The sequence below is a fragment of the Halomonas alkalisoli genome, from assembly GCF_021412585.1.
GTDB classification, from domain to species: Bacteria; Pseudomonadota; Gammaproteobacteria; order Pseudomonadales; family Halomonadaceae; genus Halomonas; species Halomonas alkalisoli.
Genome location: NZ_JAKCMI010000021.1, coordinates 242,726 through 268,643, shown reverse-complemented (window position 1 = coordinate 268,643; position 25,918 = coordinate 242,726). Strand labels below are relative to the sequence as shown.

The window sequence follows — 25,918 nt, the reverse complement described above, 5'->3', positions numbered from 1 at the left end:
GTCATGACTCCCAGTTCAGAACGACTTTGCTGGCCTCGCCGGACAGCATGGCATCGAAACCGTGCTGGAACTCGGTGAAGGGCAGGCGATGGGTGATTACCGGGGAGATATCGAGGCCGGATTCGATCATGACCGACATCTTGTACCAGGTCTCGTACATCTCACGGCCATAGATGCCCTTCAGCGTCAGCATGTTGAAGATCACCGTGTTCCAGTCGATGGCGATCTCCTCGGTGGGGATGCCGAGCATTGCCACCTTGCCGCCGTGGCACATGTTGGCGAGCATGTCGCGGAAGGCGGCGGGGCTGCCGGACATCTCCAGGCCGACGTCGAAGCCTTCGCTGAGGCCCAGGTCGCGCTGAACCTCGGCCAGGCTCTCGTGGCGGACGTCCACCGTGCGAGTGGCGCCAAGGCGAGCGGCCAGTGCCAGGCGCTCGGGGTTGAGGTCGGTGATCACCACATGGCGTGCGCCGGCATGGCGGCACACCGCCGCCGCCATGGCGCCGATGGGGCCGGCACCGGTAATCAGTACGTCCTCGCCCAGCAGGTCATACTGCAGGGCCGTGTGTACGGCATTGCCCAGCGGGTCGAACAGCGCGGCCACGTCCAGGTCGATGCCCGGGGCGTGCTCCCAGACGTTTGACATGGGCAGGGCCACGTACTCGGCGAAGGCGCCGGGCCGGTTGACGCCGATCCCGCTGGTGAAGGCGCAGAGGTGGCGGCGCCCGGCCAGGCAGTTGCGGCAGCGCCCACAGACCACGTGGCCTTCACCGGAAACGATCTGGCCCGGCTTGAAGTCATTCACGTTGGAGCCGACCTCGACGATCTCGCCGACGAACTCGTGGCCCACCACCATGGGGGTCGGGATGGTCTTCCGGGCCCAGCTGTCCCAATTGTAGATATGCATGTCGGTACCGCAGATGGCAGTACGCTTCACCTTGATCAGGACGTCGTTGATACCGAGCTCGGGGTCCGGAACGTCTTCCAGCCAGAGGCCCGGTGCGGCCTCTTTCTTGACCAGTGCTTTCATGTCTCTACCTTTTGTTTGTCGATGATGTTTTGTCGGTGAGTGGCTTGTCGAAATGCGGCTTCTGGGTCGTGGCTTGTGCGAGTGTGCTGGCAATTCAAGCCAGGGCGTTTACTATAAGGGATGTAAATCCAGTATCGCAGAATATATCCATCATGCAAGACTAAATTCCCTTATGGTGGAATTTGTCGTGGCTTTAGGCTCCGTCCATAGGCAGCAGTGCTGTGTCGCCGTACTAGGCAGTAGTGATGAGTCGCGGTCATAGGTATCGGTATAGAGGAGTGTGGTGTTGAACGACAGAACGACAGCAGCCGATCCGCAGGGTGAAGCGGGCAGCCAGGTCCTTTCGAGCCGCGTGATCGAGCTGCGCAAGAAGCGCGGGCTCACGCTGGAGCAGCTAGCCGCGGCTTCGGGAGTCAGCCGCTCGATGCTCAGCCAGATCGAGCGTGGCCGGGCCAACCCCACCCTGGCGGTTACCCTGCGCATCGCCCAGGCGTTCGGGTTGAATATCGGTGAGCTGGTGGACCAGCCCTGGGCGGCATCGCGCATCGAGCTGGTGCGCAGCGACGATACCAGCCAGCTCTTCCGCGACGATCAGGAGTGCCGGATTCGTACCCTCTCCCCCCTGCACCTGGAAAAGAATGTGGAGTTCTACGAGATCCGCATCGCCCCCCGGGCACGCCTGCACAGTGCACCCCACTTCGAGGGCACCCGCGAGCTGCTGACCATTACCCAGGGAAGGGCACGGGTACAGGCCGGCGACAATGACTGTGTACTGAGCCCCGGCGACTCGGCGCACTACCATGCCGACCTGGAGCACACCATCGAGAACAGCGGCGATGACGAGCTGGTGGGCTTCCTGGTCGTGACCTATCAGTGAGGCGCCGCGCTGCTAGCGCGCCCGTGGGCAGGAAAGGAGGCAAGCGTTGACGAGCATGGTTTACTGGCTGGACATGGCGGGGGTGATCGTCTTCGCACTCTCGGGCGTGATACTCGCCTGTCGCTCGCGGATGGATCCCTTCGGCATGCTGGTGCTGGCGGCGGTGACCGGCATCGGCGGTGGCACCCTGCGTGACCTGGTGCTGGGCGTGCGCCCTGTCTTCTGGGTGGCGGACCCCACCTATCTCTGGGTGATCCTGGCCACCGTCGGGGTTTCGATCATCGGCTTTCATTACATTCACCGTCTGTCACGCATCTTCCTGCCGGTGGCCGACGCCTTCGGCCTGGCGCTGTTCACCGCTATCGGCACCCACAAGGCCCTGCAGCTCGGTACGCCCGGCGCGGTGGCGGTGCTGATGGGGCTGTTGACGGGGGTGGCCGGCGGCATGGTGCGAGATGTCCTGGCGCACCAGGTACCCATGGTGCTGCGCCAGGAGATCTATGCCACGGCCTCCATTGCCGGCGGCATTACCTATGTCGTGCTCTATGGGCTCGAGGCTCCCTGGGCCTTGACGATCTCCCTGGCGCTGCTGATGACGCTTGGCTTGCGGCTGGCGGCCATCTATTGGCGGCTGTCGCTGCCGGTGTTCGCCTGGGTGGAGATAGCGCCCCCGGCACCGGCCAAGGATGAAGCGGGGCATGACGAGACGCCACCGCCACCGACTCGAACCAAGGCGAGGGTCAGGATGATTCGCCAGAAGCGCGGCGGGAACAGCCGAGGAGAGAGAGATGACTGAGCGACGCCATTACCCCTGGCCCCGGGCCGCGTTCTGGTATGGATGGCTGCTCGTGCTGCTGCTGGCGGGCTGCGCCGCCGCACCGACGGAGGTCGAGAGTGAGCGTCATCGCGAGGCGGGCCTGGCGATTCAGGCGGTCTATGAGGCAGCGCTACCCGAGCTGTCCATGGCCAAGCAGCGGCACTATGCCCAGAGGCTCTACCGCATCACCGGGGAGCCGCGGTATCGGGAGATCGCTCATGAGCACGGTCGGCGTCTGGTGCAACAGCTGCGAGACGATATCGAAGGGCTGGCCGACCCTGATTATGCCGCCGTACGCAGCCGCCAGATCGTCGAGAGCTATCCGCAGCGTACCGCGAAGCAGCGGGCCCGGCGGGCAATGCTGGCCGAGTGGGGCGAGATTCCCTTCGCCCGCCAGCTGCTCTTTCGATTGGCACAGGCCGATTACTATGGCCTGCTGGGCACGTCGGCAATAGCACATCACGAACGAGCGCTCGACTACCTGGCCGGTGTGGCATGGGAGCACTTCCTGACCGATGCCGATGTCATGGGTATCTATGCCGCCCAGGTGGCCAACCAGGTCTACTTCCTCCACCAGCTCGGCATCGCCGACCTGCGTGAGCAGGTGGTGGCCTCCTTTCGTCGCCAATACCCCGGCGGTAGCGCCGCTTGGCTTGACGAGGCGGAGTATCACAACAAGCTCTACGGCATGACCCACTTCGTGATCGCTTCGAGCCGTTATTATCAACGCTGGGTGGATCCGCAGGACTATGTCTGGATACTCGAGTCCTTTGCGGAGGACATCGACAGGATTCTGGCCAGCGCCACCGAGGACATCCAGGCCGAAGTGGCGCTGAGCTTCCTGCTGGCCGGGCAGGAGGAGCATCCTGCTGTTGGCCGGATACGCGACTCACTGGTGGCGGCCATCGATCCCCAGTCCGGCATCATTCCCTCAACCGCGGGGTCGGCCGATCTGGCGCGGGGGGAGCATCGCAACGTGCTGGCGATCATGGTGCTGCGCTGGCCGGGCAGGCTCTACCCCGGGCCTGACCTGTCACTGATGGGGCTTTGATCGGTGGCGTGGCTGGAGGGGGTGGCGATCAGTCTTCGTGCGGGGGCTTCGTCAAGCTGGGGTCTCAATTCGGTCAGGATATGTCGATACAAGGGTCGCAAGGTGTCGTGCATGTCCCGTTCGGCCTGGTGCTGGTCGATATAGTAGGCGGCTCGGGGACCGCAGTAGTCGATCACGCGGCCTACCTTGTTAAAGGCCAGGCCCGACATCTTCAGCAGGCGCGAGAAGCGTGGCTCCATCATGGCGAACACATGGCGTCTCTCCGACAGTCCGACAATGGCAGTGGCGGCGAGAAACAGGCTCAGCCCCAGCAGCGGTGAGAAGGGTTTGACGTCATGGCCCGAGAGCTGTTGTATGTCGTGCTCGTTCAAGCCGAGGGCGCAATCCTTGCTCCTGCGGAATGCCGGATGGACGGCGAGGCGGGAGACTTCGCAGATCGTGGACCGGTGGAATAGGTCGGGGTGCAGCCGCGGGTGGTCGAGGCTATATCCGCAACTACTCTCGAGCGGCAGTGTGTCGAGTGGCGGCGTCGCACTGCCGGGAATCAGCACCACCCTCAGGCAACCGGCATCGGTTCCGCTGGGGAGGTGGTTGAGCAGGCAGAGAATGGCATGCTTGTCGTGGGCATCGTTCTCGAACGGGATATCGGTATTTTCCCCCAGGTCGTAGTTCAGCTCCTGGCGAAAGACCTTGTGCCGCAGGGCGTAGGCTCGGTAGCGGGACTCCTTGTCATTGGCGATCGTGAACCGGAACTGCTTGGCGAAGGCCGACATCGGGCCGTTATGATCCAGGTGCGGTGCCGTTCTTGTTGTGTTGTTGGTCATGTCTCACCGGTATCCTTTCCTGTCGAGCTTCCGTTGGCTGTTCAGGCCCCGTCATGGTTGCTCAGGGCTTCCGGAATGACGTCAGTCAGCAGCACAGGGCGGCCGAGGTGATAGCCTTGCCCGTAGGTGATTCCATAGGATTCGAGCAGTGGTACCAGCGCCTCCTGATCCACGAACTCTGCGATGGCCTGCTTGCTGAAACCGGCGGCAATGTCGGCGATTGCCCGGACGATGACCCGGCTGTCCGGGTTGGTCAACAGGCTGCGGATGAAGGCGCCGTCGATCTTGATGAAGTCCACCGGTAGCTCGCCGAGATAATGGAAGCTGCTGAAGCCGACGCCGAAGTCATCCAGGGCGGTACGACAGCCAAGATCACGGATGGACTGAAGCACGCCCCGTGCCGTGGAAAAATCGGTCACCGCGGCGGTCTCGGTGATCTCCAGGATCAGGTAGTTCGGGTCGGCACCGCTGGCGGCCAGCTCCTCCATCAGATACTGCTTGAGCCCATCGTCGTGCAGGGTCTGTCCCGAGAGATTTATCGCCAGGCTGATGCCCTTCTCCTGAACGTGTTTCAGTGCCCTGAGGCCATGGCGAAGCACCCATCGGTCCAGTTGAACGATCTGGCCGCTGCGTTCGGCGATGGGAATGAAGTGCAGCGGCGCAATCAGCGAGCCCTTGGGGCCTCGCATGCGCAGCAGGATCTCGTAATGACGCACGTCCCTGTCGTTCAGCCGGACGATGGGCTGCACCATCAACTCGAAGCCATCCTCTTCGATGGCCTGGCGTATTCTCTCCACCCAATAGACCCGCTCCTGGAGTTCGTCCTTGGCGTTTTCGACGGTAGAGAGCAGATGCCAACGCTGTATGCCGCTCTCCTTGGCCTTGTACATGGCAAGGTCGGCGCTGGCCATCAGGTCGGCGGCATTGTTGCCATGATCCGGATAGAGGGCGATGCCCAGGCTGGCGGCGGCCCGGTGCCGCTGACCGCCGGCATCCAGCCCGGTATTCTCGAGCTGGGGGATGATCTGCTGGGCCACGTACATGGCCTGCCTGGCATCGGCACCTTCCAGCAGAAGGGCAAATTCGTCGCCGCCCAGCCGTGCGATCACGCCGCGATGGCCGAACACCTGGAACAGGGTGTCCGCCACCATGCGCAGCAGGCGGTCGCCGGTGTGATGTCCGCTGAGCTCGTTCACGTCCTTGAACTGATCGAGGTCGAGCAGCAGCACGGCACCGCACCGTCCGCGCTGCATGGCGAGGGCGAGCGCCTCATGGAAATAGCGTCGATTGTAGAGCTCGGTCAGGGGGTCTCGCTCGGCCAGCCAGGTCAGACGGGCTTCCGCCACCTTGCGTTCGGTGATATCGAGACCTACCGAGATGCGGGAGGCTTCCCCCTCGATACGCGTCGGCAGCGGGGCGTGGTACCAGGCGATGGTGCGCTGTCGCCCTTCCGAGGTGAGCAGGCTGCGCTCCTCCTGGGCGATGTCCTCTCCCAGGCTGGTACTGTCGCGAGCGGCGAAGACGTCGTCGAACAGGCGGCCCAGAAGCTTTTCCTCCTGGGTGGCCATGATCGAAAGCGCATAGTCGTTGACCAGGCTGATACGCCCATGCTCATCCTGAATGACGATGAACACCCTCGCCGTATCCAGCAGGCTGCTGACGAAGTCCCGCTCCCGGGCGAGTTCCTCGACGCGCTCGGCCAGTTGAGCGCCTCGGGCGCCCACCTCCCGTTCCAGGGTTTCCAGTTGGTTGGACAGATCGAGGGTGGTGCCTTCCAGCACGTCGATCTCGTCGGGGAAGCGTCGGCGCGGGACGGGGATCGCGTTACGGGCCTGGCCAAACCCGCCGTGGGCGAGAGCCGGTAACACGCCGGCAAGCCGACGGAGTCGTGCCATGGGGCGCAGCAGAATGGCCAGCAGCAGGAGCTCGGCGGCGAGCCAGCCGACGATACCGGCGGCAAGCAGGACTTGCGTGTCCTGGCTGATGCCGCGGATCTGCGATGTGATATCGGAGGCGAGCAGGAAGTACCCGCTACTGCGACGATCCTCATCCGACGCCATATGGATGGCAGAGATTTCGATATCGTGCCCCTGATGATGCAGGTGCAGGGGAGACTGCAGGAGGTCATTGAGGGAGGTCTGCTCGGCCACCGTCTCCAGCAGGAGGAGATAGGCTTCCTGGCGTGTCACGGCGACCAGGTTGCCATTCCAGCTCTCCAGGTGTCGTTCCGGCATCGATGGTGGCGACTGCGTGCCGGTGATCAGCAGCGCGACATCGCTGCCCGATACCTGCTGTACCTGCCGGGTCACGTCCGCCAGTGAGCGCGACAGCATGACCATGCCCACACTTTCCCCGGCGACCAGAATCGGTACGGCGGCATATTGGCGGCAGTCGGTGGAGCAGCGCAGTGCGGAGAGCGGGAACTCGGTGGTCATCACCTGGTCGACCCAGGCCTGGATCGGTCGCTCGTTGTCGGCCTGGCCCTGGCCCCACTCCGCCAGCAGGCTGCCCTCGGCATTGAACACGAGTATTTCATCGATGCCCGCTTCGAGCTGGAGGGTCGGCCACTGCGAGGAGAGAGAGTGAAACAGCGCCTCCGCATCGCCGGTCTGTAGTGCGGGGCCGAGGTCGGGGGAAGCGGCCGTCAGTGCCGCCAGCTGTTGCAGGCCCTCTTCGGAACGCTGCAGGGCGAGCTGGATCTCCCGGGCCTGCCGGGCGTTGTGCTCCTCGCGGCTCTCCTCGAACTGGCGGGTAAGATTGGCATGGCCGAGCCAGGTAAATAGTACCACCAGCGCCAGCAGCAGCAGGCTGCTAAGGGCGATGACTCGCCATGTGAGGCTGAGGCGATGGCGTATTCCCTGGGATATCGATGCACTCATGCAAGCTCATCCCTAGCCGGTGTTGAGAAGAAACCAGTATGGCGGATCAAAAGCGAAGCGAAAGCTGGAACAACACCATGTTCCAGCGTCGTCTGGTCTCGGATGGGTCCGGGTTGTCCTGCAGCGGCAGCCAGCCGGTGCCATCGATATGATGGTACTCGGCCGCCAGCAGCACCCGGGGGGTTACGCTCCACTGCAAGCCCATGGTGATGTCATTGGCATAGCGGGCGTGCGCCGGACCCAGGCCCTGGTCCTGGTAGGCTCTGCCCGAGCGGTCGCTGCGGTCGGTCACCAGGCTGTCGTAGCGCACCAGCCACTGCCAGTCGGGATGGAAGCGGCGAGTATATTGCACATACCAGCTCTCACCGGTGGTATCGGATTGGCGAATATCCCCGGAAAGGGCGACATTGCGTATGGCGTACTCTCCTGTCACGGCCCAGTCTTCCTGGTCGTATTGCAGGGAGAGTATCCAGGGTTGGAAGTTCAGCTCGCCATTGCCGAAACCGGAGGAGAGGTCGAGATTGACATCTGCGGCACTCAGGGCGGCGGTGAAATGCCCGTTGCCGTGCTCATAGAGGACCTGGCCGATATAGGAGGTGCTGCCATCCACGTGGATGCCCATGCCGGCTGGGAACAGCTGGTCTTCCAGGCCCCGGGTCGTCGGCGTGCCGATGCCGGCCTTGAGCCTCAGGGTACCGCTGTCCAGGCGCTCCTCGGCATAGACGCTGCCTCCGTCGGCAGATAGCCCCAGCGAGCGGGTGCGATCGAAGTAGATCGACTGTGGCAGCAGGATGCTCGGCCGCGTAAAGGCGACATCCCGTGTCTGGTTGTAGAAGCCGAACGGGTTCTTGAAACGCCCGGCCTGGATGCCCAGGGTGCGCTGCTGGCTGGAGTGCAGTTGATAATCGATGACCCCATAGTCGAGTACCGGTCGTGCATCGCTGCCGTCACCGCCGGCACGGCGGCTGAGTACCTGGGCCGCGACCAGGAAGTCCTGGTGTGGGCGAAGCGAGGCATTGGCACCGATCTCGGTATATTTGAGACTGCCCGAGCCGCTGCTGCTGGGACCGAAGAAGTCATTCCTGTCGGTGATGACCAGGGCCTGGCTGAGAAATCCATGCATCTGCAGCGTGTCTAACGGACCCTCTTCCGCGGCCGCGCCCGGTGCTCCAGCTCCAAGCACCAGTGCAGCCAGCAGCGGAGAGCAACGACTACTCCATCGAAATAACTTGGACTCGATCATCCAGATACTCCCTTTCCAGATAGCCAAGGGCGCCGGGCGTGGTCGCGATGCGCTCCAGCATCTCGGATTGGTTGCTGACTCTAGTGGGTGCTTGCCCGGTACCCGAAAAGACCATGCGGTCCCAGGCCAGCTGCAGCTGGTGGGGATAGACGGCCAGGCGTTCCTTGGTGAAACGCCCGTGCACGGCGTGATTATTGGGGAGCACGAAGACGCGTACGGCCTGTCCGTCGGGCCAGGTACGCTGGCGCATGGCGAAGATGGCGCGCGTGTTATCGCGGGTCAAGGTACCGGTATCGACATCCGGGTGAGCCACCAGGGATACCTGGTGCTCATCGGCACTGGCGGAGGGCGCCAGCAGCAGCAGGGTCAGCAGCAGGAGTCGCTTCAAAGCAGGCACGCGGCACCTTCCCCAAGGCTGGGTGAGCAGCGCGCCGCGGCAGCGCGAATCGACATGGTCATCGCCTTGCTGGACGATGACCTCCCCGTGTCCGGCCTCAAGCGTGACGAAACTGGCCAGGACATCTTGCACGTATCGATAGTGAATTCCCCCGCTCCCTTGCCAGGGCCTTGGCCCCAGGCAATGTCATGCTTCCCGAATGTAATAGTCTTACATCAATGATACATATCTGCACAATAGACGCATTGCGTCGCGAAGGCGCACATCAATGCGTTCGGGCCATCAACGCAAGCCGGCAGGCTTGATCAAGATAGCATGTTTTTCAAGGGACTAGCGTGGGTCCGAAGCAGTAAAGCCCTCTATCTCCTGCTGCCAGCCAGGCTGTAGGGGTTGACGGGAATCCGCTTCGGAACGGGCCTCTTCGATGCTCTGGTACCAGCGGCGCGGCCGAAACAGCTGCAGGTCGCGCCCCTCCTCATCCAGGGCCAGGCCGATCCGGAATGCCCCAAGGCGGGCATAGAACTCCCCCTGTACCCTATCGTCGATGAGGCGCAGGTCGGCAAGCATCTCCAGGTTGCGTCCGGTCAGGCGCAGGTCACTGATGTGCAGCCTGTTGTCGGACAGGTCGACATCGGCATGGCCGCTGATCATCGGCACGGTCAGCAGGCGGGCCAGCCTCGGTCGCTCTCGTGCGCGGGACAGCACGAGGTTGGCCAGCAGCCCCGAGTCGCGCATGGCAAGCCCGAATCGCGCCGACAGGTTGAGGGGCTCTTGCCAGGTCAGCCGCCCTCGCTCGAGGTCGAGCTGAGCCCACCAGCCGCGTTCTTGCCCCCCCTCGGGTCCCTCGAGTGAGACATTGTCCAGGCGTAGACGGGTACCGGCGGCATCGAAGGTCCGGGCCTCGAGGTTCCCCTCCCTCAGCCGGGCATCGAGGGATAGATCGCCCCGTAGCCGCTGCTCGCCAACGCGCAGGTCGCTCTTGAACGCCCTGAGGGTCAGGTCGCCCCGGGCGCGGAGGCCATCCAGCTGGAGGTCGGCCGTCAGGCTGGCATTGCCTCCGAGCAGGGCCAGCCCGGCCCCCTGGGGCAGGTAGCCACTGTAAGCGGCGATATCGGCCACTTCGGCGATGGGCAGCTCGATCCGGGTCCGGAGGGTATCCACCGGTATCGTCTCCGGCTCGAGGCTGAAGCGAGGCAAGGTCGTCTCGAGTCGAAAGTGCCGGCCGCTGAGGTATTCGGTGGTGTCGTCCCGACGTCCCAGGGAGAGCCGGGGCAGGTCGAGTGTCAGGCGTGCCCCGGGCTCGGCTCGGTCGCCTTCGATGAAGGCTTCCAGCCTGCCGCTGCCACGGACCGCATAGTCGAGGAAGGTGGCGGCCAATCGGTCGGCATCCACTCTCACCCGGCTGCCGGGCTGGGGCTCATGGCCCACCAGGTCGAGGTCGGCCTGGAGCTGGCCGGCGCCGCGTAGCGTCAGGCCGTGGGCACGGGGCAGCAGGCGATCGAGAAAGCCGAGTCGGTCGACGCTGCCGTCCAGCACCAGGCGGGTGCGAGGCGGCTGCCCGTTACCGGCGAAGGGATCGGTGAAGCGAGCCTGGCGGGCCAATAGCCGTGTCGTCACCCGCTGCGCTTCATTGTCGCCGTCCACTTCCAGGGTGAAGCGCGAACCGGAGAGATCGAGCCTGGCGCCGTCCAGGCTGGCGTGGCGTAGTGGCAGTGCCAGGCTTAGCGCCCCCTGTACCTCGGCATCGAACAGGCCCACGCGCAGGTCTTGTCCGGTCAGCGCGATCTCTCCCCGCACCCCCTCGGCGTCGAAGGTCAGTTGACCCTGGCTCGTGGCGCTGCCGCCCAGCAGCCTCAGTGGCGACGAGTCGGGCAAGTGACGGCCGAGTACCGCCACATCGGGGACGGCCGCTTCCGGCCAGGTCAGCCGCAGGGCGGTGCTGCGTGCGGCATGTTCCCGTGTCAGGGTATCGATCTCGGCCGTCAGGTTAAGCAGCGGCGCAACCAGCAGGGGGCGGCTGTCCTGGCTCCGGGCAAGACGTGCCTGCTCCAGGCGGAGCTGCAGCTCGGCGCCGGGGCCGTCGGCTGCCTCGACGAGGCGGGCGACGAGCCGGCCTCGTCCCTGGGCGTGAAAGTCGAGGAAGCGTGCCTCCAGGGTCGAGGCCTCGATGGTCACGTGGCCGCCCGCCACGGGATGGCCGTCCTCGAACCTGAGGTCGGCGAAGAGTCGTCCGGCGCCGTCCAGCGTCATTCCGCGCCCATTGAAGGCGTCCTCAAGGAAGGTATCGAGAAAGGCCAGGTGTGATACCCGGCCGACCACGGTCACCGCGCCGTCCAGGGGCGCCGCACCATCCGGGGCGTGCCACGCATCGAGCGCTCCTGGCGCGGTGAAGCTGGCCTGGGGAAAGCTCAGCTCGGTGACCATGGGGCTGGCCTCGCCCACCGGGTCCTCCCGGGCGGCCGTCACCTGCAACCGGCTGCCCGAGAGGTCCAGGCGAGATGCCATCGGGTCCAGCTCGGCAAGGTTCAGCCCCAGGGCGAGCTCGCCGGTGAGGGGCTGTTCCATCAGTGTCATCGCGATGTCATTGCCGCTCAGGTCGGCCCGCCCCTCGAGCCGGCCCTCCTGATAGTCGAACCGGGCATCCAGGCGCGCCGTGCCGGCGTGAAGCGCGAGTGGCAGGCCGGGCGGAAGGTAGCGCGCAAGGCGGCTCACGTCGGGGACCTCGGCCTCCTGCCAGGTCATTCGCGCCGAGGCGGGAGGAGCGGGGGGCGCGGTGAGGTCGGCGCTCTCGAGCCGGGCCGATATCGCGAAGCGTCGACTGGTCAGCAGCGGTGTTTCCTCGGCCGGTTCGAGGGGATGCATGGCGACATCCTCCAGGGTCACATCGAGGTGGGGCTGGGATGCCGTCTCCCCGGCACGGACCTCCAGGCTGGCCTGGCCCCGACCGGAGAGCCGTTGACGGGCTCCGCCGTCACGTTCACTGCCCAGCAGGGCGGCCTCGTCGAGTTCAACGGCCAGGTCCGGCGAGTCCAGCGTCAGGTGGCTGCCCGCGTCCAGCACGCCGTTGTGCAGCGACAGCTCGGCGGTGAGACTACCGCTGCCATCCAGCGTGAGCCAGGGCGTGGCTTGCAGGTAAGGATTGAACACATCCCAGGCATCGGCGCGCCCGGCCAGGGAAAGGTGCCCGGATACCTGGCCCAACTGTTGCCGATCCAGGCCTGCGGGGTCGAAGGGGGCCACGCTCAGCGCCGTGTCCAGCGTGAGGTCGCCGGCCAGCAGGGTGTCGTCCCGCCATAGCGAGCCAGCGTCGAGTGTCAGCCGGAACGATTCGGCACCAACGCGTCGCGCCGCCAGCTCCAGGCCCGTTGCCCGCAGCTCGCCCTCGCCCTGCAGGCGATGAGGACCCATGCGCAGCAGGCGAATGCCGTGGGCATCGAGCTGGTGCAGGGTCAGTCGCCGGCGCACCAGCCCGGTTGTCGCGATACGCACCTCGGCCTCGTCCACCGCCAGGTAGAGAGGCAGCTCGGTGGCGTGACCCTCGATGGTCAGGCCTTGAAGATGCAGCTGTCCCGGCCACAGGCTCCAGCCGGAGTTCCAGGTCACCGTGACGTGGGGCAGGCGGCGGTCGATCCAGCTCTGTGCCGAGCTGCTGTTGAGCAGGATGTTGGTGCCGGCCAGTGCCAGCAGCGCCAGCATCAGCAGGCCGGACAGCAGCCAGAGCAGGAGCCGAACGCGAAGACGGCGAGGAGACGGTGTTCTTTCACTGTTCTGAGACATCGTCAGGCGGCTGCCTTCTCCTTGGCGATCAGGGCCTTGGTCCCGGTGGCTTCGCACTCGGTGATTTTATGGCATCATCACCGTTACTTTTTGTGGCACATCATCCAGGGCAGGCCGGACCACATATGTTTCTTGATTCCTACTATACGCAAACGGATTCGCACATTCGCATCACCGCACAGCAGGCGAGCGACTTCGCCAAGGGCATCGCGGGCGACTTCAATCCCATTCACGACACCCAGGCGCGTCGCTTCTGCGTTCCCGGCGACCTGCTGTTTGCCCTGGTGCTGAGCCGCTTTGGCCTTTCCCGGGAGATGGATTTCCATTTTCGCAGCATGGTCGGTGACGGGACTACGCTGTGCCTGGAGGAGGATGAGAGCGGGCATATCGGTGTCAGCGACGATGGCGGCAAGCGCTATCTCGATGTGACCCGCAGCGGGGAAACGACCCGGGACGAGTCGGCGGTGGAGGCCTTCACCCGCTGCTACGTGGCGTTCTCGGGCAAGAACTTTCCCCACGTGCTCAAGCCGCTGCTCGAAGAGAAGGGCGTCATGTTCAATCCGCGACGCCCACTGGTGATCTACGACAGCATGGGGTTCTCGCTGGAAAGACTGGATCTGGGCCGGCCTTCGCTGGAGCTGGTGGACTCGAGGATGGCGGTGAGCGGCAAACGCGGCGATGTGACCCTGCAATTCCGCATCACCGATGGGGGGGAAGAGGTCGGCAGTGGCTCGAAGAAACTGGTGGTCAGCGGGCTGTGCGACTATGACGCCTCGGCCATGGAGGATATCGTCACCGAGTTCTACCGGCTGAAGGCCGCCTACGAAGCCGGCGGCTGACAGGCCGCCGGCCGGCTCATACCACCACGGTGACCGGGCACGACGCCTGATCGATAACCCGATGGCTGACGCTTCCCAGGAGCTTTTCCCGCCATGTGCCAAGCCCCCTGCGGCCCATCACGATAACCGGGTAGTCCTCGTGGCGTCGGGCCTGCTGGATGATGGCCTCGGCATAGCGCTCGCCGGTCAAAACCTGCTCGATGATGCCCGCCGGCACATCGCCCAGCACCTTGCGAGCGCGATGGAAGATGCGCTCGGCCTCGTCGGTGGGTTCATCTGCCTGCTGCGGTGGCTTGCCCGACGGGCGACAGAACAGCAGCTCTACCGCCGCATCGGCGCTGCGTGCCAGGTCGCCTGCCAGAAGCGCGGCGCTGTCGCTGTGACGTGAGCCGTCCACCGGCAGCAGCACCCGGCCGATGCGCTGGATATCCTCGGGGGCCGCTTCGGCATGCACCACGGTGACCGGACAGGGGGCCTTGTGAACCACCTCGTTGCTGACGCTGCCTTCCACGAACTTGCCCATATCGCTGAGATGGCGGGCGCCTATCACCAGCAGGCATGCTTCATGGCTCCGTGCGTGTTCGACGATGGCCCGCGCCGGATGGCGAATGAAGGTGTCGTCCTCCAGGGTCACCTCGTTGATGGCCTCCTTCAACGCTGGGTCGATGACCTGCCTGGCACGAGCGAAGGCGTTCCTGGCGGCTTCCAGACGCAGTGAGCGGTCCCGGTCGGCCTCGGCTCGCCGGTTGGCGGGCAGGTCGCTGAGTTCGGGAGGATTCAGCGGCATCACATGCAGCAGTTGCAGCGATGCCTGCAGCAGGCGGGCCAGCATGGCGGCATGACGTGCCGCAGCGTCGGCGGTGGGTGAGCCATCCACTGGCACGATCACGAGCGAAATGCGCTCACTCATGGTAGGTCTCCCTTGCAGGCAGAGATAGTGAGTCAGGTTTCCAGATTAGCGCAATTGACCCGCTGGCGTCTGCCGGATGCCCGGTACGAATAGCCGTTTACCGAACAGCATCCCGCCCCAGCGAGTGTGGTTGGCGAGCTGATTCAGCCAGATGGAACCTGCGAGACCGACCACGATCAGCAGGACGGTATACACCAGCATTGGCATGACCAGGATCGCATTGACCGCGTCCACCATGGCGAAGAACATGGGGTGGGCCAGGTAGATGCCGAAGGAGTACTGGTTGACGTACTTGACCAGCGGCGGCGCCGGCCGGTGACGCAGGCGAGTGACCGCGCAGAGGGTAAACAGGATGAATAGCGGCACCACCCAAGTCTCCTTGGAAGAGTACTCCAGCCAGCCGGGCAGCGTCAGCAGGACGATGAGACCAACGAAGGCCGCCAGGTAGTGTGGCTGGGAGAGCTGCTTCAGTACAGGCACCTCATCCAGGCGCGGGGGATCCAGTTGGGCGTAGTAGCGCACCACCAGCATGGCCAGGAAGAACAGGTAGATCCAGCCCAAGGGAGCGATCCAGAGCAGGTAGCCGGGGGGCTCGATGCCGTAGAGGCGGGTCAGTCCCCAGTAGGCCATGCCGATGAGGCTGCCGATCACCAGCCAGGGGCCGGGTTTCAGCCAGCGCTCCAGACCATAGCGGGCATAAAGCCAATAGAAGGCGTAGAACTGCATGGCGATGATCAGGAAGTAGCCGTGCCAGCCGGCATAGACCAGATAGAAGACCAGATTTTCCCAGAATCCGATGTCGATGCCTTGCTGGCGCAGGCTCAAGAACTTGGTGGTCGAATAGATCAGTCCGTAGACCAGATAAGGCACCATCACGTACTGCAGGCGCTTGTTGAGAAAGCCATCGGGCGGTTGGCTGCCGTAACGGGCCGCAAACAGGAAGATGGAGATGAAGATGAAAATTGGCGTGCCGAGGACCGTGGGGATACGGGCCAGGTCGACATAGACATTGTCGACGTGCTGGTTCAGTCGATCGAGCAGGTGAAAGGCGAAGACGGCAAGACAGCCGTAGAAGCGTAGCCAATAGATTTCTTCGATTCGCTTCATGGTCCTTGGCCTTCCCTGGTGTGCTGTCTCTGGCAGTCGTAGCTGTCGCCGGTGTAGTCGCTGGCGTCCGGTGTAGTGGCTGGCGCTGGAGTGGTTGTCACCGTCAGTCGTGACGGCTAGCAGGAACATCCCGCACCGCTGTGCGGTCGACCACGGGGAGGAGCAGAAATTCCCAGATTGGAAACAGTGTTTCATACATCCGTTTCCGGACACAGGGAGTCCGTGCATGACGATCAGCCACGCTATCAGGTTCTGTCTTGGATTGGGACTACTGCTGGGCACCACCCCGGCCTTGGCCGGAGAGGTAACCCACCATCGCTTCCATTCGACGGTGCTGGAGCGTGATTACGCCTATACCCTCTATTTGCCGGCAGGCTACCGTGAATCGAATCTTGCCTATCCGGTGCTCTACCTGCTGCATGGCTCTTTCGGCAGCGAGTCCGACTGGGTCGAGCGGGGGGCGCTGAAGGAGACCGCGGACCGCCTGATTCGCCAGGGTGTCATCCCGCCAGTGGTCATCGTGATGCCCGGCAGCGAGAGCTGGTGGATCGACGGCTACAACCAGGCGGCGCGTACGGCTTTCTTCGATGACCTCGTGCCCCGGGTGGAGGCGACCTGGCAGGTGGTTCCACAGCGGGAGTGGCGCGGTGTGGCGGGGCTTTCCGCCGGGGGCTATGGCAGCCTCAATTTCGCGCTGGAGCGGCCGGAACTCTTCGGAGCCGCCGCGGCCCTGAGCCCGGCCAGCTACCATCCGCGGCCTCCTGCCAACTCCTCGGCGAATCGACACCCCGCCTTCCTCGACGACAACGGCCAGTTCGACACCGATCTCTGGCAGCGGCGCAACTACACCGCCCATCTCGATCGTTACCTGGAGCGAGGAATCGTCGTGCCACTCTATCTCAGCGCCGGCAACCGTGACGTCTACAACGCAGAGCATCACGCCCGCCTGGTGCGCCAGGCGCTGAAACACCACCAGCCCGATCTGGTGCCCCTGGATGTGTTGGGTGGGGGGCATACCTGGCGGGTCTGGCGCGCCAGCCTGCCCAGCGCGCTCGAGTGGATGTTCCAGTTCCTGCAGGGACCGGTGCCGTTGGAGACGCTGGCCCAGCAGGACGCGGCAGGGTGAAGCCCAGGCCGGCCGAAGGCGCCCGCCTGGGGCCGTGCTGCGGGGGGCTGCGAAGGCTGGGGCGGTCTGGAAAAGCATGATAGCAGTTGGCTTGGGGGCCTTAAGACCTTAGTCTCGGGTAACAACTTACCTTTCAGGCCCCGACATGCACCCTCAACGAGAACGTCTGCACAACGAACTGCACGCCCGGCCCTCCATCTACTTCTCGGAGCCGGCCCACGTCCACCACTACGCCTTTCTGGATGAGGATGGAGGCTGTGATGCCATCCTGGCACAGCTTGGCGAGACAACGGGTCTCGCGCTGGATACCGATTCTGTTCAGGAAATTCTGGCCTTCGAGGGCATGACCCTGAAGTGGGAGAGGCATACCGAATTCTTCACGCTCACCCTGCTGGTACCGCGTGGCAGCGACAGCGAACGATGGCCGGCGCCGCCCGAGCCACTGGCTTCGATCATCGCTGCCAATCAGGCTCTGCTGATCAATGCCACCCTGGTCCTGGTGGAGGCCGAGGAGGCCTGGAGCGGAAAGGGGGAGGCGTATGGTTTCAACGACCCGGCTGGTTCTCTGGTGGGGGGTGGCGACGCCACCGTATGGAGTGATTTTCGTCTTACCGAGGAGGGCGTGAATCATCTGCTGCTGATCAACCGCAGGCTCAACGCCTTCCGTCTCGGTCGCATGGTGCGCCGACTGCTGGAGATCGAGACCTACCGCATGATGGCTTCGCTGTCGCTGCCCCTGGCCAAGGAGCTCGGCCTCGAACTGCAGGGCTACGAGACCGAGCTCGGCGAGCTCTCGGATCGCAATGCCGAGCAGGCGGAGACCAACCCGCGTCCGCTGCTGTCGGCCCTCTCACTGCTCTCGGCTCGCCTGGAGCGTAGCGGCGCCCGGTCGCGGCAGCGCTTCAGTGCCACCGAGGCCTACGCTCGGATCGTGTTTACACGCATCGAGGAACTGCGTGAATCGCGAGTGCAGGAGAGTCCCCGCCTCGGGACCTTCATCCTGCGTCGCTTTCGTCCCACGGTGCATTTCTGTGCCGCGATCAATCGGCGCCAGGAGAGCCTGGCCGAGAGCGTGGCCCGGCTCAACGACCTGCTGCGAACTCGTGCCCAGGTCGAGATCGAGGAGCAGAACTCGGGCATCCTGCACAGCCTCAACGAGCGCGCCAGCAGTCAGTTGAAGATCCAGAAGGCGGTCGAGGGGCTCTCGATCATCGTCATCAGCTACTACGTGTTCAGCCTGTTCAAGCTGTCGCTGGAGAGTCTCGGGGCCCTTGGGGTGCCCGTGGTGCCCAGCGTGGCCGCGTCGATCATTGGCCCGCTGGGTCTTGCCATCATCGGCGTGCTTGCCTGGCGTATCTGGCGGGTCAAGAACCACTGAGGTGCGGGGCCAGACTCAGGCTGTCACACGCTTGACCCTGGCATGTAGCATGGCCAACCCCAGCATCAAGGCGCCCATCAGCGTGGCCAGCAGCAGGGGAAAGGCTCGGGTGCCGGCCCACTCCAGCATGGGGCCGGTCAGTGACGGCACCGCCAGGGCACCGATTCCTGCCGACAGGAAGATCAGGCCCGTGGTGCGACCGCTCATGGTGATCAGCTGATTGCTGAGGCCGAACAGCGTCGGAAAGATGGCCGAGGCCGAAAGCCCGAACAGCAGCGCCATCAGGGGTAGGGGCAGCCAGGCGAAGTGCAGCGAAAGGGTCGTGGCCAGTCCGAGCCCCAGGCAACTGATCAGCACCGTCCAGGGGGAAAAGAGCCTGAGCAGCGGGATCGCCAGCAGGCGGCCGGCGGAGAGCGTCAGCCAGAACAAGGTGACCAGCATGGCGGCGTCCTGAGGGAGCATGCCGCTCAGGGTGCCGTAGGCGGTGGCCCAGCCGGCGAAGGTGATCTCCAGGCCCACGTAGAGTCCGAACATCAGCATGAAGATAGCCAACAGCAAGGGATCGGGGCGCGGTGTGGCGGGCTTGTCATGGCGTTTGTCGACCAGGGGGCGTGGGCTTGCCTGCCGCGCCAGGGGCCAGAGCAGCATCAGCCCGAAGAGCGCGACCAGCCAGAAGGCCCAGGCAAACTGCCCCGTCACCGCCAGCACGGCCACCAGCACCAGCGGCACCGCCATATTGCCGAACCCGAAGCAGAAATGCAGCGCGCTGATCCATGGGGCCGATCCGGTGCCGTGGGTCCAGAGCAGCAGGGTGTTGGATCCGGCATTGAGCGAGACCTCGGCGAAGCCGAGCACGAAGATGACCGCCGTGAGCATGACCAGCGTCTGGCTGAAGGGCACCGCCGCGAGCCCCATCGCCATCAGCACGAGCATCGCGATCAATACCCGGTGGCCGGAAAAGCGGTCGATCAACAGGCCGGATATCACCGAGCCGAGCATGTTGCCCAGCGCCCTGGCGGTGAACAGCACGGCGATCTGCCCCATGCTGGAACCGGTCGTTTCCGCCAGGTGCGGCAGTGCCGGCCCCAGCAGGCCTCCGCTCATGCCAATCGCGATAAGCACGAGAAAGTAGGTCAGGGTGACTCGGGCATCCTGTCGGGCCAGCATATCCGCTCCATGGCATTGTTGGCGGGCGGGCGATTGTCGCACGATCCCTGGCCCGATATCCTCCAAAGCCCTGCCTGACCGGCAGGGCTGCCATCATCCTCGCGGTTACTCCTGGGCGTCGATTTGGGCGAGCAGGTCCGACACGGCGCGCTCAAGCTGACGGTCGCGGCCGGCGACTTCATCCTCCGGCGTCTGCTCGACCGGAATATCGGGTATCGCCCCATGGTGTTCCATGTCGGTGCCGTCGGGCAGGAACCAGCCCCGGAACGGTCGACGGACGGTCGCGCCATCGATCAGGGTGTGGCTGTTGGTGGAGATCACCCCGCCGTAGGTCTGCTGGCCCACCAGGTTGCCACGGCCCAGGGTGGAGAAGGCATGGGCCAGGATCTCGGCATTGGAGTAGCTCTTCTCGTTGGCCAGCATATTGATCGGCAGGGTGTAGCGAGGCGCGTCCAGCCTGTCCTGCGGGTAATGCCCGGTTGCCCCCGGGTCGGCGCCGACGGGAATCGTATAGGCATGTTCGCCAGCCATGATCGAGGTCAGGATACGGTCCGTGGTATGGCCGCCACCGTTGTTGCGCACATCGATGATCAGCCCGTCCTTGTCGGTCGCGGCGGCGTAGAGATCCCCCTGGAAGCCCTCCAGCGAGGTCTGGTTCATGGCCTGGATATGCAGGTACCCGAGCCGGCCGTCGGAGAGCGCCTCGACCTTGCGGCGACTTTCTTCGCGGAAATGGTCATATTTCAGCCGCGCGAGATCGCTCATGCTTATCGGCGTCAGCATGGTGCGGTATTCGGTATAGCCGTTGTCACCGGGACGGTCGAAGGTGACGATCACCTCCTGGTCGACAAGCCCGCGCAGCCGTCGCAGCAGGGTCTCGCGTTCCTCGAAGGGCTGGAGGTCGATCTCGGTGATGATGTCGCCTTCCCGCAGAGGCATGGGGCCTCGGCTTGCCGGCCCTTCGGGGATCACCTCGGTGACGCGGTAACCGGCCCTGCCGTCGACCTGGGACACGATGGGTTCCTGCTCGATGCCGAACCGGCCGGAGGGCTCGCGCAGTGCCGACACCGGGCCGGGGTTGGACACCCCCATGTGGGAGGCGGCGAGTTCACCCATCAGGCGATTGGCAATGTCGCTGAACTCGCTGGGGGTTCGCGCGCGGCGTATCAGCGTTTCGTAATCCTCGACCAGCTGTGACCAGTCCAGCCCCTTCATGTCCTCGCGGTAGAAGCTCTCGCCGATCATCCGTGCCGCTTCGTGGAACTTCTGCAGCGACTGAGCCTGCAGGTCGATGCGAATGCGGTCCGAGATATCGGGACGCTGATGGGTACCCCCCGAGAGCCGTGCCACCCCCACGCGGCCATCGCTGATATAGACCACGCGATCGCCGGTGGTGCTCAGGTGCTGCACGTTGGCGATTGGCCCCAGGCGTGTGCGGTTGCTGCCGTCCCAGTCCATGACGAACAGCCCTTCGCTGCCCGCATTGAATACGTAGCGGTCACCCCCCGGCGTCATCTCGTTGGCCGACTGATGGGCGGGGGTGGCGGTGATACGCTCCACCCGGCGCCAGGCGTTCTCCAGTTCGAGTGCCGGCTCGTCGACAGCGTCCGGTTCCTGGCTCTCCTCCCGCATGACCGGCAGCGGGGTGCGGTTATCGGCCTCGTTGCGGGCGTTGCGATAGTAGGTGGTCCGTTCGCGAGGGGTGTAGGTCTCGATGACACGGTCGAGATAGACGCTATAGAGGTCGTAGCTGTCGCCTGAACGGTTGGAGATGAAGCTCAGCTTGCGGCCATCGGCCGACCAGCGAGGGTTGAGGTCGTTGCGCGGATGCCGGGTGATGTTGACCGGCTCTTTCGAGCCGTCTGCCGGCACGATGAAGATATTGGCGCTGAAGTTCAGGTCGTTGCGGGAAAATGCGATATAGCGGCTGTCCGGTGACCAGCGCCAGTGGGTGAAGCTGTCCCAGCCCTCGACCAGGGTTCTCTCGTCGCCGCTCTCCAGATCCATTATCGCCAGGTCGCCGCGTCCCCGCCGAAAGGCAAGGGAGCGGCCGTCCGGGGACGGGGAGACCTGCCGGTCGTTGTGTTCGCTTGCCACCAGCGGCTGAACATCGAACTGGACTGCGTCATGCCAGCGGGTCGGGTCGCGCTCGGGTGGCACATCTTCGGCAACCTCGACGTCGAGCTCCTCTTCCGGAATGCTTTCGGCCTGTATCGGTTGGTCCTGCAGCGGCTCCGGCTCATCCACCGGGGGCGATGGTGTCGGCAGCAGAGTGGGTGTGATCAGGAACCCCGGATCCTGCGGGGCGAACGGGTCCTCGGGCTCCTCTCCCTGCAGCGCGATATCCGGCTCGCCAGTGGCTTCGGGGTCCGGTTCCGCCGGCTCCTCGGGGGTGGGCCTGGCCGCCTCATCGGGCGAGGGTGCCGTGAGTTCCCAGTCGCGAGAGGGTCGCTCATCGGGTGACAGCCGCTCATGGGTCTGGCGGATTTCGTCCCGGGTCAGGGCCACACGAGCCTCGTGAATCGACTCGGTGCCGTCGCTGTCGTTGACGAAATAGAGCACCAGGCCGTCGGGGGACCAGGCGATGTCCCTGTGGCGGGCGTGGGTGCCCGGCGTCACGGCCTGGGTCGGGCTCTGGTCGTCCATATGCCGCACGTACACCCTGCCGTAGGCGATATACGCCATGGTCTGGCCGTCGGGGCTGAGCGCCGCCTCGCTCACGTCCCGGTTGATCCGGCGCAGCTCATGGTTGTCCCGGCCGTCCGCGGCAGCCCGCAGGGTGACAGGCTCGGGCACGGCGTCGGGGTCCTCCAGATCCAGGGTGAGAAGAGTGTCCCAGACCTGCAGGATGGCGGTGCTGCCGTCGCGGGAAACATCGAAGTGCTGCAGGTCGCGCTCATCGAAGTCGGTGAGACGCTCGAAGGTGGGTGTCTCTTCCCCCAGTTCGACGCGATAGAGATTGACCGTCTCGTCTTCCCTGTCGGACATGAAGAGCAGCGTCTCGTCGTCGACCCAGCGCGCACTGCCATCGTCTCCATCGCGCTCGGTGAGGGCCTCGAACTCGTCGGTTTCCCGGTCATGCAGCCAGACGTTCATGGCGTCCGGACCGCGGTAGTGGCGACGATTCCAGCCGTGGTAGGCGCCGCCGCGGGTGAAGACGACGCGCTGTCCATCGGGCGAAAGCTGCGGCTCGGAGCCGAAGGCATCATGCAGCCGGCGATACTCGCCACCCTCCGGAGACAGCCGGTAGGGTCGCTGGTCACGGTAGACATCGGCTTCGAGCATGCCGGAGAAGGTGATGACCGGTTCACCGTCCTCGTCGACGCCATAGGCCGGGTTGCGCAGATGCTGGTCGCCGTGGGTGACCTGGGTCAGCTCCCCCCCGTCGCGGCGCATGCGCCACAGGTTCAGGTAGCCGTCGCGCATCGAGGCGAACACGATCCACTCCCCGTCCGGGCTCCAGCTCGAATAGAGGTCGTCGAGATCGTGGCGGGTCAGGCGGATGGCATCGCCGCCGTCGGTTGGCGCCCGCCAGAGATCGCCTCGCCAACTGAAGATGAGTTCCGAACCGTCCGGACTGATGGAGGGGAAGCGGGGCAGGCCGACATCAGCGGTCGCTGCCGTGGGGGCGCTTGCCAGTAGCCCGCCCACCGCCGTTGCCAGGGCCATTCTCCGTACCGCGTTGCCCAGGATGCTGCCAATATCGCGCGCCATTCCCATTCGCCAAGCCTTATCATTTGCTGAACCATGCCCAACCAACGTAGCAACAATCCCGAGTCCCTACGAATGCTGGCGGCGGGCGCTGTCTTGGTTGTCGGCCTGCTTTCGACTAGGCTGCTGTCGAAAGCGACGTTTCGTCACATTGGGAAACGAGGCCAGGGGAGGCCAAGGCCGGAAATGGCGGCGGGGAGTCAAGAGCCGTAACAGCCAGGGAGAAGGAGACGGGTTGTGACCCAGGTACGGCCAGAGCAAGAAGCACACAAGGGAACAACGAGTGACGAACGGGACCCCTACCCGGATGCACTGCGTGCCCTGGCACTGCTGATCGTGGTGCTGGGGCACTGGGCGGCGACCTTGCCCCGTGTCGAGGGTGGCATCCTGGTGGATACCGACCATATCCTCCACGTATGGGCGCCGGCCGGGCTGTATACCTGGCTGGTGCAGGTGGTGCCGCTGTTCGTGTTTGTCTCTGCCGCGGTCAGCGCTCAAGGCGTCCAGCAACGGCTGGAGAGGGGCAAGCCCCACCTGCACTGGTGGGCGGACCGCGCCCTGGGGCTTTCGCGGCCCACCGTCACCTACCTGGCAGTTCTGACCGGTTTTGCGCTCACCGCGCTTTTCACCAGGGATGGCTCCCTTGGTCCCCTCAACCACTCGCTGACCGTTCACCTCTGGTTTCTGCTGATCCTGCTGGGGGTGCAACTGCTGCTGCCGCTCTGCGTCTGGGCCGACCGTCGCTGGGGGCTCAAGGCCGTTGCCGGCCTGGTTCTGCTCATCGCCATGGTCGACTTGTTGCGCGCCAGGCCCACTGGCATCGCCGACCTGCTCGAGTTCGGCGCACGGGTTACCGACACCCACGACTATTTCGGCTGGGTCAACATCGTCCTTGTCTGGGTCTTGCCGCAGCAGCTTGGCATCGCCTGGTGGCACGGCCGCTTCTTCGGTCGTCGTACCGGCCTGGGCCTGCTGCTGCTCGGGCTGGCCTGGCTGGGGCTGGCCGTGGCGGTCGGCTACCCCGTCTCCATGGTCAATGGCAACGTCGGCGGTCACACCAACCTGCTGCCGCCGACCCTGGCGCTGCTCGGTGTGATGTGGCTCCAGGTCGGCCTGGTCGTGCTCTTCGAGACCCCGGTACGCAACTTTCTCAAGCGCCAGCACATGGGGCGCTGGATGGCGATGTTCGGCGCCCTGGGGTTGCAGCTCTATCTCTGGCACAAGTTCGCCGAACTGCCCGCCACCTGGCTGGGAGCGCGCCTGGGCTGGGCGATCGATGCCGGCCTGCCCGGTGAGCCGGGCTTCTGGATCGGCCGGCTGGAGTGGCTTGGGCTCTGCATACTGATGGTCACCCCGGTTATGCTCGTGGTGGTGGCCTATGAACGCTACCGCAAACAGGACGTGCCCCACACGACCAGCACGGCGGCCATTCTCACGGGAGGTGGCGCGTTACTTGTCGGCCTGGGGGTCAGTCTTGGCCTGGGCGCCTTTCCCGGTGCCGTCATCGGCCTGGTGGGGGTGGCCCTCGCCTCCTGGCTGCTGCGTGCACGATAGCGACGCGCCCACCAGGTTCCGTGAACAGCGCCGGGAAATCATTTCGTCACGGTACGAGCAGCAAAGCGGGACAGCAGGGCAGCAGGCGTATGACAAGCTTCAGCATCGACTCAGCTGTCGGCGTGACCTGGGGCGGCCGGCAAGCGCTGGTTCCGTTGCCGATCGCCCTGGGCAAGCTGTGGGCCGACGACTGCACCTGCCCAATGCATCAACTAGTGAGCACTCAGAATGGTCCGGAGCTTGACCATGCCATCGGGTGTGTGTCGCTGGGTGTGAAGCGCTGCTCCCTCAGCATGAGCGGCTGGGGCGGGGTAAGTTGCTCGCACAGCACCTTGAGCACGCCGTGCCGCGTGAAGGCGAAGACGTCTGCCATGCGGCCCATGTCCTCGCCATCCGCGGTCAGGGTATGTTCGTGGCGCAGCTGGATACGGCACTGGGGCGCCTTGAAGTGCACAACGGTGTCGTGACGGCGAGGTGCCCGTCTCAGCAGACGGGTCCTTAAGTAGGCAATTAACAGAGTCAGCCAGAAGCGTTGCCGAACCGCCACGATGTCCAGATGTCCGTCGTCGATCCTGGCTTCGGCAATGTTGTGACCGCCGCCGAAGTAGGCACCCGAGGCGATGGCAATGGTCAGCCAGCGTCCCTCGGTGACCTGCTCGTTGCACTCGATGCGAGCATGAATACCCTTTTGCAAGCCGGCCTGCTGCGCCAAGGTGAATAGATAGCTGAAGCGGCCCCACCGGCGCTTTTGTCCCTGAGAGGCCTCCCGGGCCGGCAGGGTGCCGAGCCCGATGTGAGCGACATTGAGGAACAGATTGTCGTTGACCCAGGCCACGTCGACATCAGTGGTCTGGCCCGATGCGATCAGCCGACATAGCTCCGCCGGGTCTTCCGGCAGGCCCAAGTTACGGGAAAAATCGTTTGCCGTACCAGAAGGCAGTACTGCCAGGGTCGCTTTCCGCTCGACGCAGACCGATGCCACCCGGTTGACGGAGCCATCGCCACCGGCCACCAGTACCCGGTCGCCTTCGCAGATATCGCTATCCCAGGTCGATTGCGTCAGGTCGCGTGTCGTGACATCGCTTATGCCCGCTGCATTCAGGTGGGCCTTCCAGAATGACTCGCCGCGCTTTCCATCGCCGGCCTTGCCATTGACGATCAACCAGTCACGCATTGCGGTGTCTCCTTACCCCTGCGCCCGTGCATCCATGAGCTTAGTCAGCCAGCCGGG

The 25,918-nt window shown here is 64.6% G+C and carries 18 protein-coding genes; 7 read left to right on the top strand and 11 right to left on the bottom strand.

Features of this window, described 5'->3' with window-relative positions:
- Position 1: 1 nt before the first annotated feature.
- The gene (gene tdh, locus LY622_RS07675; protein WP_234290355.1) at positions 2–1,030 is read right to left on the bottom strand and encodes an L-threonine 3-dehydrogenase; all 1,029 of its coding nucleotides are present in this window, start codon (positions 1,028–1,030) and stop codon (positions 2–4) included.
- Positions 1,031–1,316: 286 nt separating this feature from the next.
- Here tdh and LY622_RS07670 point away from each other — a divergent pair, with 286 nt between their 5' ends.
- From LY622_RS07670 to LY622_RS07660, 3 genes are read left to right on the top strand one after another with little or no spacing between them, the layout of a single operon-like run.
- Positions 1,317–1,907: a helix-turn-helix domain-containing protein gene (locus LY622_RS07670; RefSeq protein WP_234290354.1), complete on the top strand. Its 591-nt coding sequence runs from the start codon at positions 1,317–1,319 to the stop codon at positions 1,905–1,907.
- Between the two features lie 46 nt (positions 1,908–1,953).
- On the top strand, positions 1,954–2,703 hold the full coding sequence (locus LY622_RS07665) for a trimeric intracellular cation channel family protein (protein WP_234290353.1): 750 nt from the start codon (positions 1,954–1,956) through the stop codon (positions 2,701–2,703).
- Positions 2,696–3,775, top strand: coding sequence for a DUF3541 domain-containing protein (locus tag LY622_RS07660; RefSeq protein ID WP_234290352.1), 1,080 nt, complete (start codon positions 2,696–2,698; stop codon positions 3,773–3,775). Before LY622_RS07665 ends, LY622_RS07660 begins: the two co-directional genes overlap by 8 nt.
- Here the strand turns inward: LY622_RS07660 and LY622_RS07655 are convergent.
- From LY622_RS07655 to LY622_RS07635, 5 genes are all read right to left on the bottom strand, one after another.
- Complete coding sequence (locus tag LY622_RS07655) at positions 3,739–4,599, bottom strand: PEP-CTERM/exosortase system-associated acyltransferase (protein WP_234290351.1); 861 nt, start codon at positions 4,597–4,599, stop codon at positions 3,739–3,741. The two genes, LY622_RS07660 and LY622_RS07655, sit on opposite strands and share 37 nt — an antisense overlap.
- A gap of 41 nt (positions 4,600–4,640) precedes the next feature.
- Positions 4,641–7,478 (bottom strand): bifunctional diguanylate cyclase/phosphodiesterase, encoded by a 2,838-nt coding sequence (locus LY622_RS07650; RefSeq protein ID WP_234290350.1) that lies wholly within the window; start codon positions 7,476–7,478, stop codon positions 4,641–4,643.
- A 46-nt stretch (positions 7,479–7,524) separates the two neighbouring features.
- Entirely contained in the window at positions 7,525–8,601 is a 1,077-nt protein-coding gene (locus LY622_RS07645; RefSeq protein WP_234290349.1) for a putative porin, read from the bottom strand.
- Between the two features lie 88 nt (positions 8,602–8,689).
- A complete protein-coding gene (locus LY622_RS07640) occupies positions 8,690–9,250 on the bottom strand; it encodes a hypothetical protein (protein WP_234290348.1) in 561 nt (186 codons plus the stop codon).
- A gap of 198 nt (positions 9,251–9,448) precedes the next feature.
- The gene (locus tag LY622_RS07635) at positions 9,449–12,895 is read right to left on the bottom strand and encodes a translocation/assembly module TamB domain-containing protein (protein WP_234290347.1); all 3,447 of its coding nucleotides are present in this window, start codon (positions 12,893–12,895) and stop codon (positions 9,449–9,451) included.
- Positions 12,896–13,020: 125 nt separating this feature from the next.
- Between LY622_RS07635 and LY622_RS07630 the strand changes: the two genes are divergently transcribed.
- A complete protein-coding gene (locus LY622_RS07630) occupies positions 13,021–13,734 on the top strand; it encodes a DUF3581 domain-containing protein (protein WP_234290346.1) in 714 nt (237 codons plus the stop codon).
- Positions 13,735–13,750: 16 nt separating this feature from the next.
- Here the strand turns inward: LY622_RS07630 and LY622_RS07625 are convergent, their stop codons facing one another.
- Positions 13,751–14,644 carry a universal stress protein gene (locus LY622_RS07625; protein WP_234290345.1) on the bottom strand — a complete coding sequence of 298 codons (894 nt, stop codon included), beginning with the start codon at positions 14,642–14,644 and terminating at the stop codon, positions 13,751–13,753.
- 45 nt (positions 14,645–14,689) lie between these two features.
- Positions 14,690–15,751: an acyltransferase family protein gene (locus LY622_RS07620; RefSeq protein ID WP_234290344.1), complete on the bottom strand. Its 1,062-nt coding sequence runs from the start codon at positions 15,749–15,751 to the stop codon at positions 14,690–14,692.
- A 226-nt stretch (positions 15,752–15,977) separates the two neighbouring features.
- Here LY622_RS07620 and LY622_RS07615 point away from each other — a divergent pair, with 226 nt between their 5' ends.
- Together LY622_RS07615 and LY622_RS07610 are read left to right on the top strand one after the other, a co-directional pair.
- Positions 15,978–16,877: an alpha/beta hydrolase gene (locus tag LY622_RS07615; protein ID WP_234290343.1), complete on the top strand. Its 900-nt coding sequence runs from the start codon at positions 15,978–15,980 to the stop codon at positions 16,875–16,877.
- Between the two features lie 145 nt (positions 16,878–17,022).
- Positions 17,023–18,255, top strand: a complete 1,233-nt coding sequence (locus LY622_RS07610) for a DUF3422 domain-containing protein (protein ID WP_234290342.1) — start codon at positions 17,023–17,025, stop codon at positions 18,253–18,255.
- Positions 18,256–18,270: 15 nt separating this feature from the next.
- Here LY622_RS07610 and LY622_RS07605 read toward each other — a convergent pair whose 3' ends face one another.
- Both LY622_RS07605 and LY622_RS07600 read right to left on the bottom strand, forming a co-directional pair.
- Complete coding sequence (locus LY622_RS07605) at positions 18,271–19,422, bottom strand: MFS transporter (RefSeq protein ID WP_234290341.1); 1,152 nt, start codon at positions 19,420–19,422, stop codon at positions 18,271–18,273.
- Positions 19,423–19,527: 105 nt separating this feature from the next.
- Positions 19,528–23,136, bottom strand: a complete 3,609-nt coding sequence (locus LY622_RS07600; RefSeq protein WP_234290340.1) for a S41 family peptidase — start codon at positions 23,134–23,136, stop codon at positions 19,528–19,530.
- A gap of 234 nt (positions 23,137–23,370) precedes the next feature.
- Between LY622_RS07600 and LY622_RS07595 the strand changes: the two genes are divergently transcribed.
- Positions 23,371–24,687 (top strand): acyltransferase family protein, encoded by a 1,317-nt coding sequence (locus tag LY622_RS07595; RefSeq protein WP_234290339.1) that lies wholly within the window; start codon positions 23,371–23,373, stop codon positions 24,685–24,687.
- Positions 24,688–24,910: 223 nt separating this feature from the next.
- Here LY622_RS07595 and LY622_RS07590 read toward each other — a convergent pair whose 3' ends face one another.
- On the bottom strand, positions 24,911–25,861 hold the full coding sequence (locus LY622_RS07590) for a diacylglycerol/lipid kinase family protein (RefSeq protein WP_234290338.1): 951 nt from the start codon (positions 25,859–25,861) through the stop codon (positions 24,911–24,913).
- Positions 25,862–25,918: the final 57 nt, after the last annotated feature.

What these genes read in the sequence shown, in the direction of transcription:
- LY622_RS07655 (WP_234290351.1), bottom strand. Translation starts at nt 4,599, where the DNA reads ATGACCAACAACACAACAAGAACGGCACCGCACCTGGATCATAACGGC.
- LY622_RS07645 (WP_234290349.1), bottom strand. Translation starts at nt 8,601, where the DNA reads ATGCATGGATTTCTCAGCCAGGCCCTGGTCATCACCGACAGGAATGAC.
- LY622_RS07660 (WP_234290352.1), top strand. Translation starts at nt 2,696, where the DNA reads ATGACTGAGCGACGCCATTACCCCTGGCCCCGGGCCGCGTTCTGGTAT.
- LY622_RS07625 (WP_234290345.1), bottom strand. Translation starts at nt 14,644, where the DNA reads ATGAGTGAGCGCATTTCGCTCGTGATCGTGCCAGTGGATGGCTCACCC.
- LY622_RS07635 (WP_234290347.1), bottom strand. Translation starts at nt 12,895, where the DNA reads ATGTCTCAGAACAGTGAAAGAACACCGTCTCCTCGCCGTCTTCGCGTT.
- LY622_RS07650 (WP_234290350.1), bottom strand. Translation starts at nt 7,478, where the DNA reads ATGAGTGCATCGATATCCCAGGGAATACGCCATCGCCTCAGCCTCACA.
- LY622_RS07620 (WP_234290344.1), bottom strand. Translation starts at nt 15,751, where the DNA reads ATGAAGCGAATCGAAGAAATCTATTGGCTACGCTTCTACGGCTGTCTT.
- LY622_RS07590 (WP_234290338.1), bottom strand. Translation starts at nt 25,861, where the DNA reads ATGCGTGACTGGTTGATCGTCAATGGCAAGGCCGGCGATGGAAAGCGC.
- LY622_RS07615 (WP_234290343.1), top strand. Translation starts at nt 15,978, where the DNA reads ATGACGATCAGCCACGCTATCAGGTTCTGTCTTGGATTGGGACTACTG.
- tdh (WP_234290355.1), bottom strand. Translation starts at nt 1,030, where the DNA reads ATGAAAGCACTGGTCAAGAAAGAGGCCGCACCGGGCCTCTGGCTGGAA.
- LY622_RS07630 (WP_234290346.1), top strand. Translation starts at nt 13,021, where the DNA reads ATGTTTCTTGATTCCTACTATACGCAAACGGATTCGCACATTCGCATC.
- LY622_RS07605 (WP_234290341.1), bottom strand. Translation starts at nt 19,422, where the DNA reads ATGCTGGCCCGACAGGATGCCCGAGTCACCCTGACCTACTTTCTCGTG.
- LY622_RS07610 (WP_234290342.1), top strand. Translation starts at nt 17,023, where the DNA reads ATGCACCCTCAACGAGAACGTCTGCACAACGAACTGCACGCCCGGCCC.
- LY622_RS07600 (WP_234290340.1), bottom strand. Translation starts at nt 23,136, where the DNA reads ATGGCGCGCGATATTGGCAGCATCCTGGGCAACGCGGTACGGAGAATG.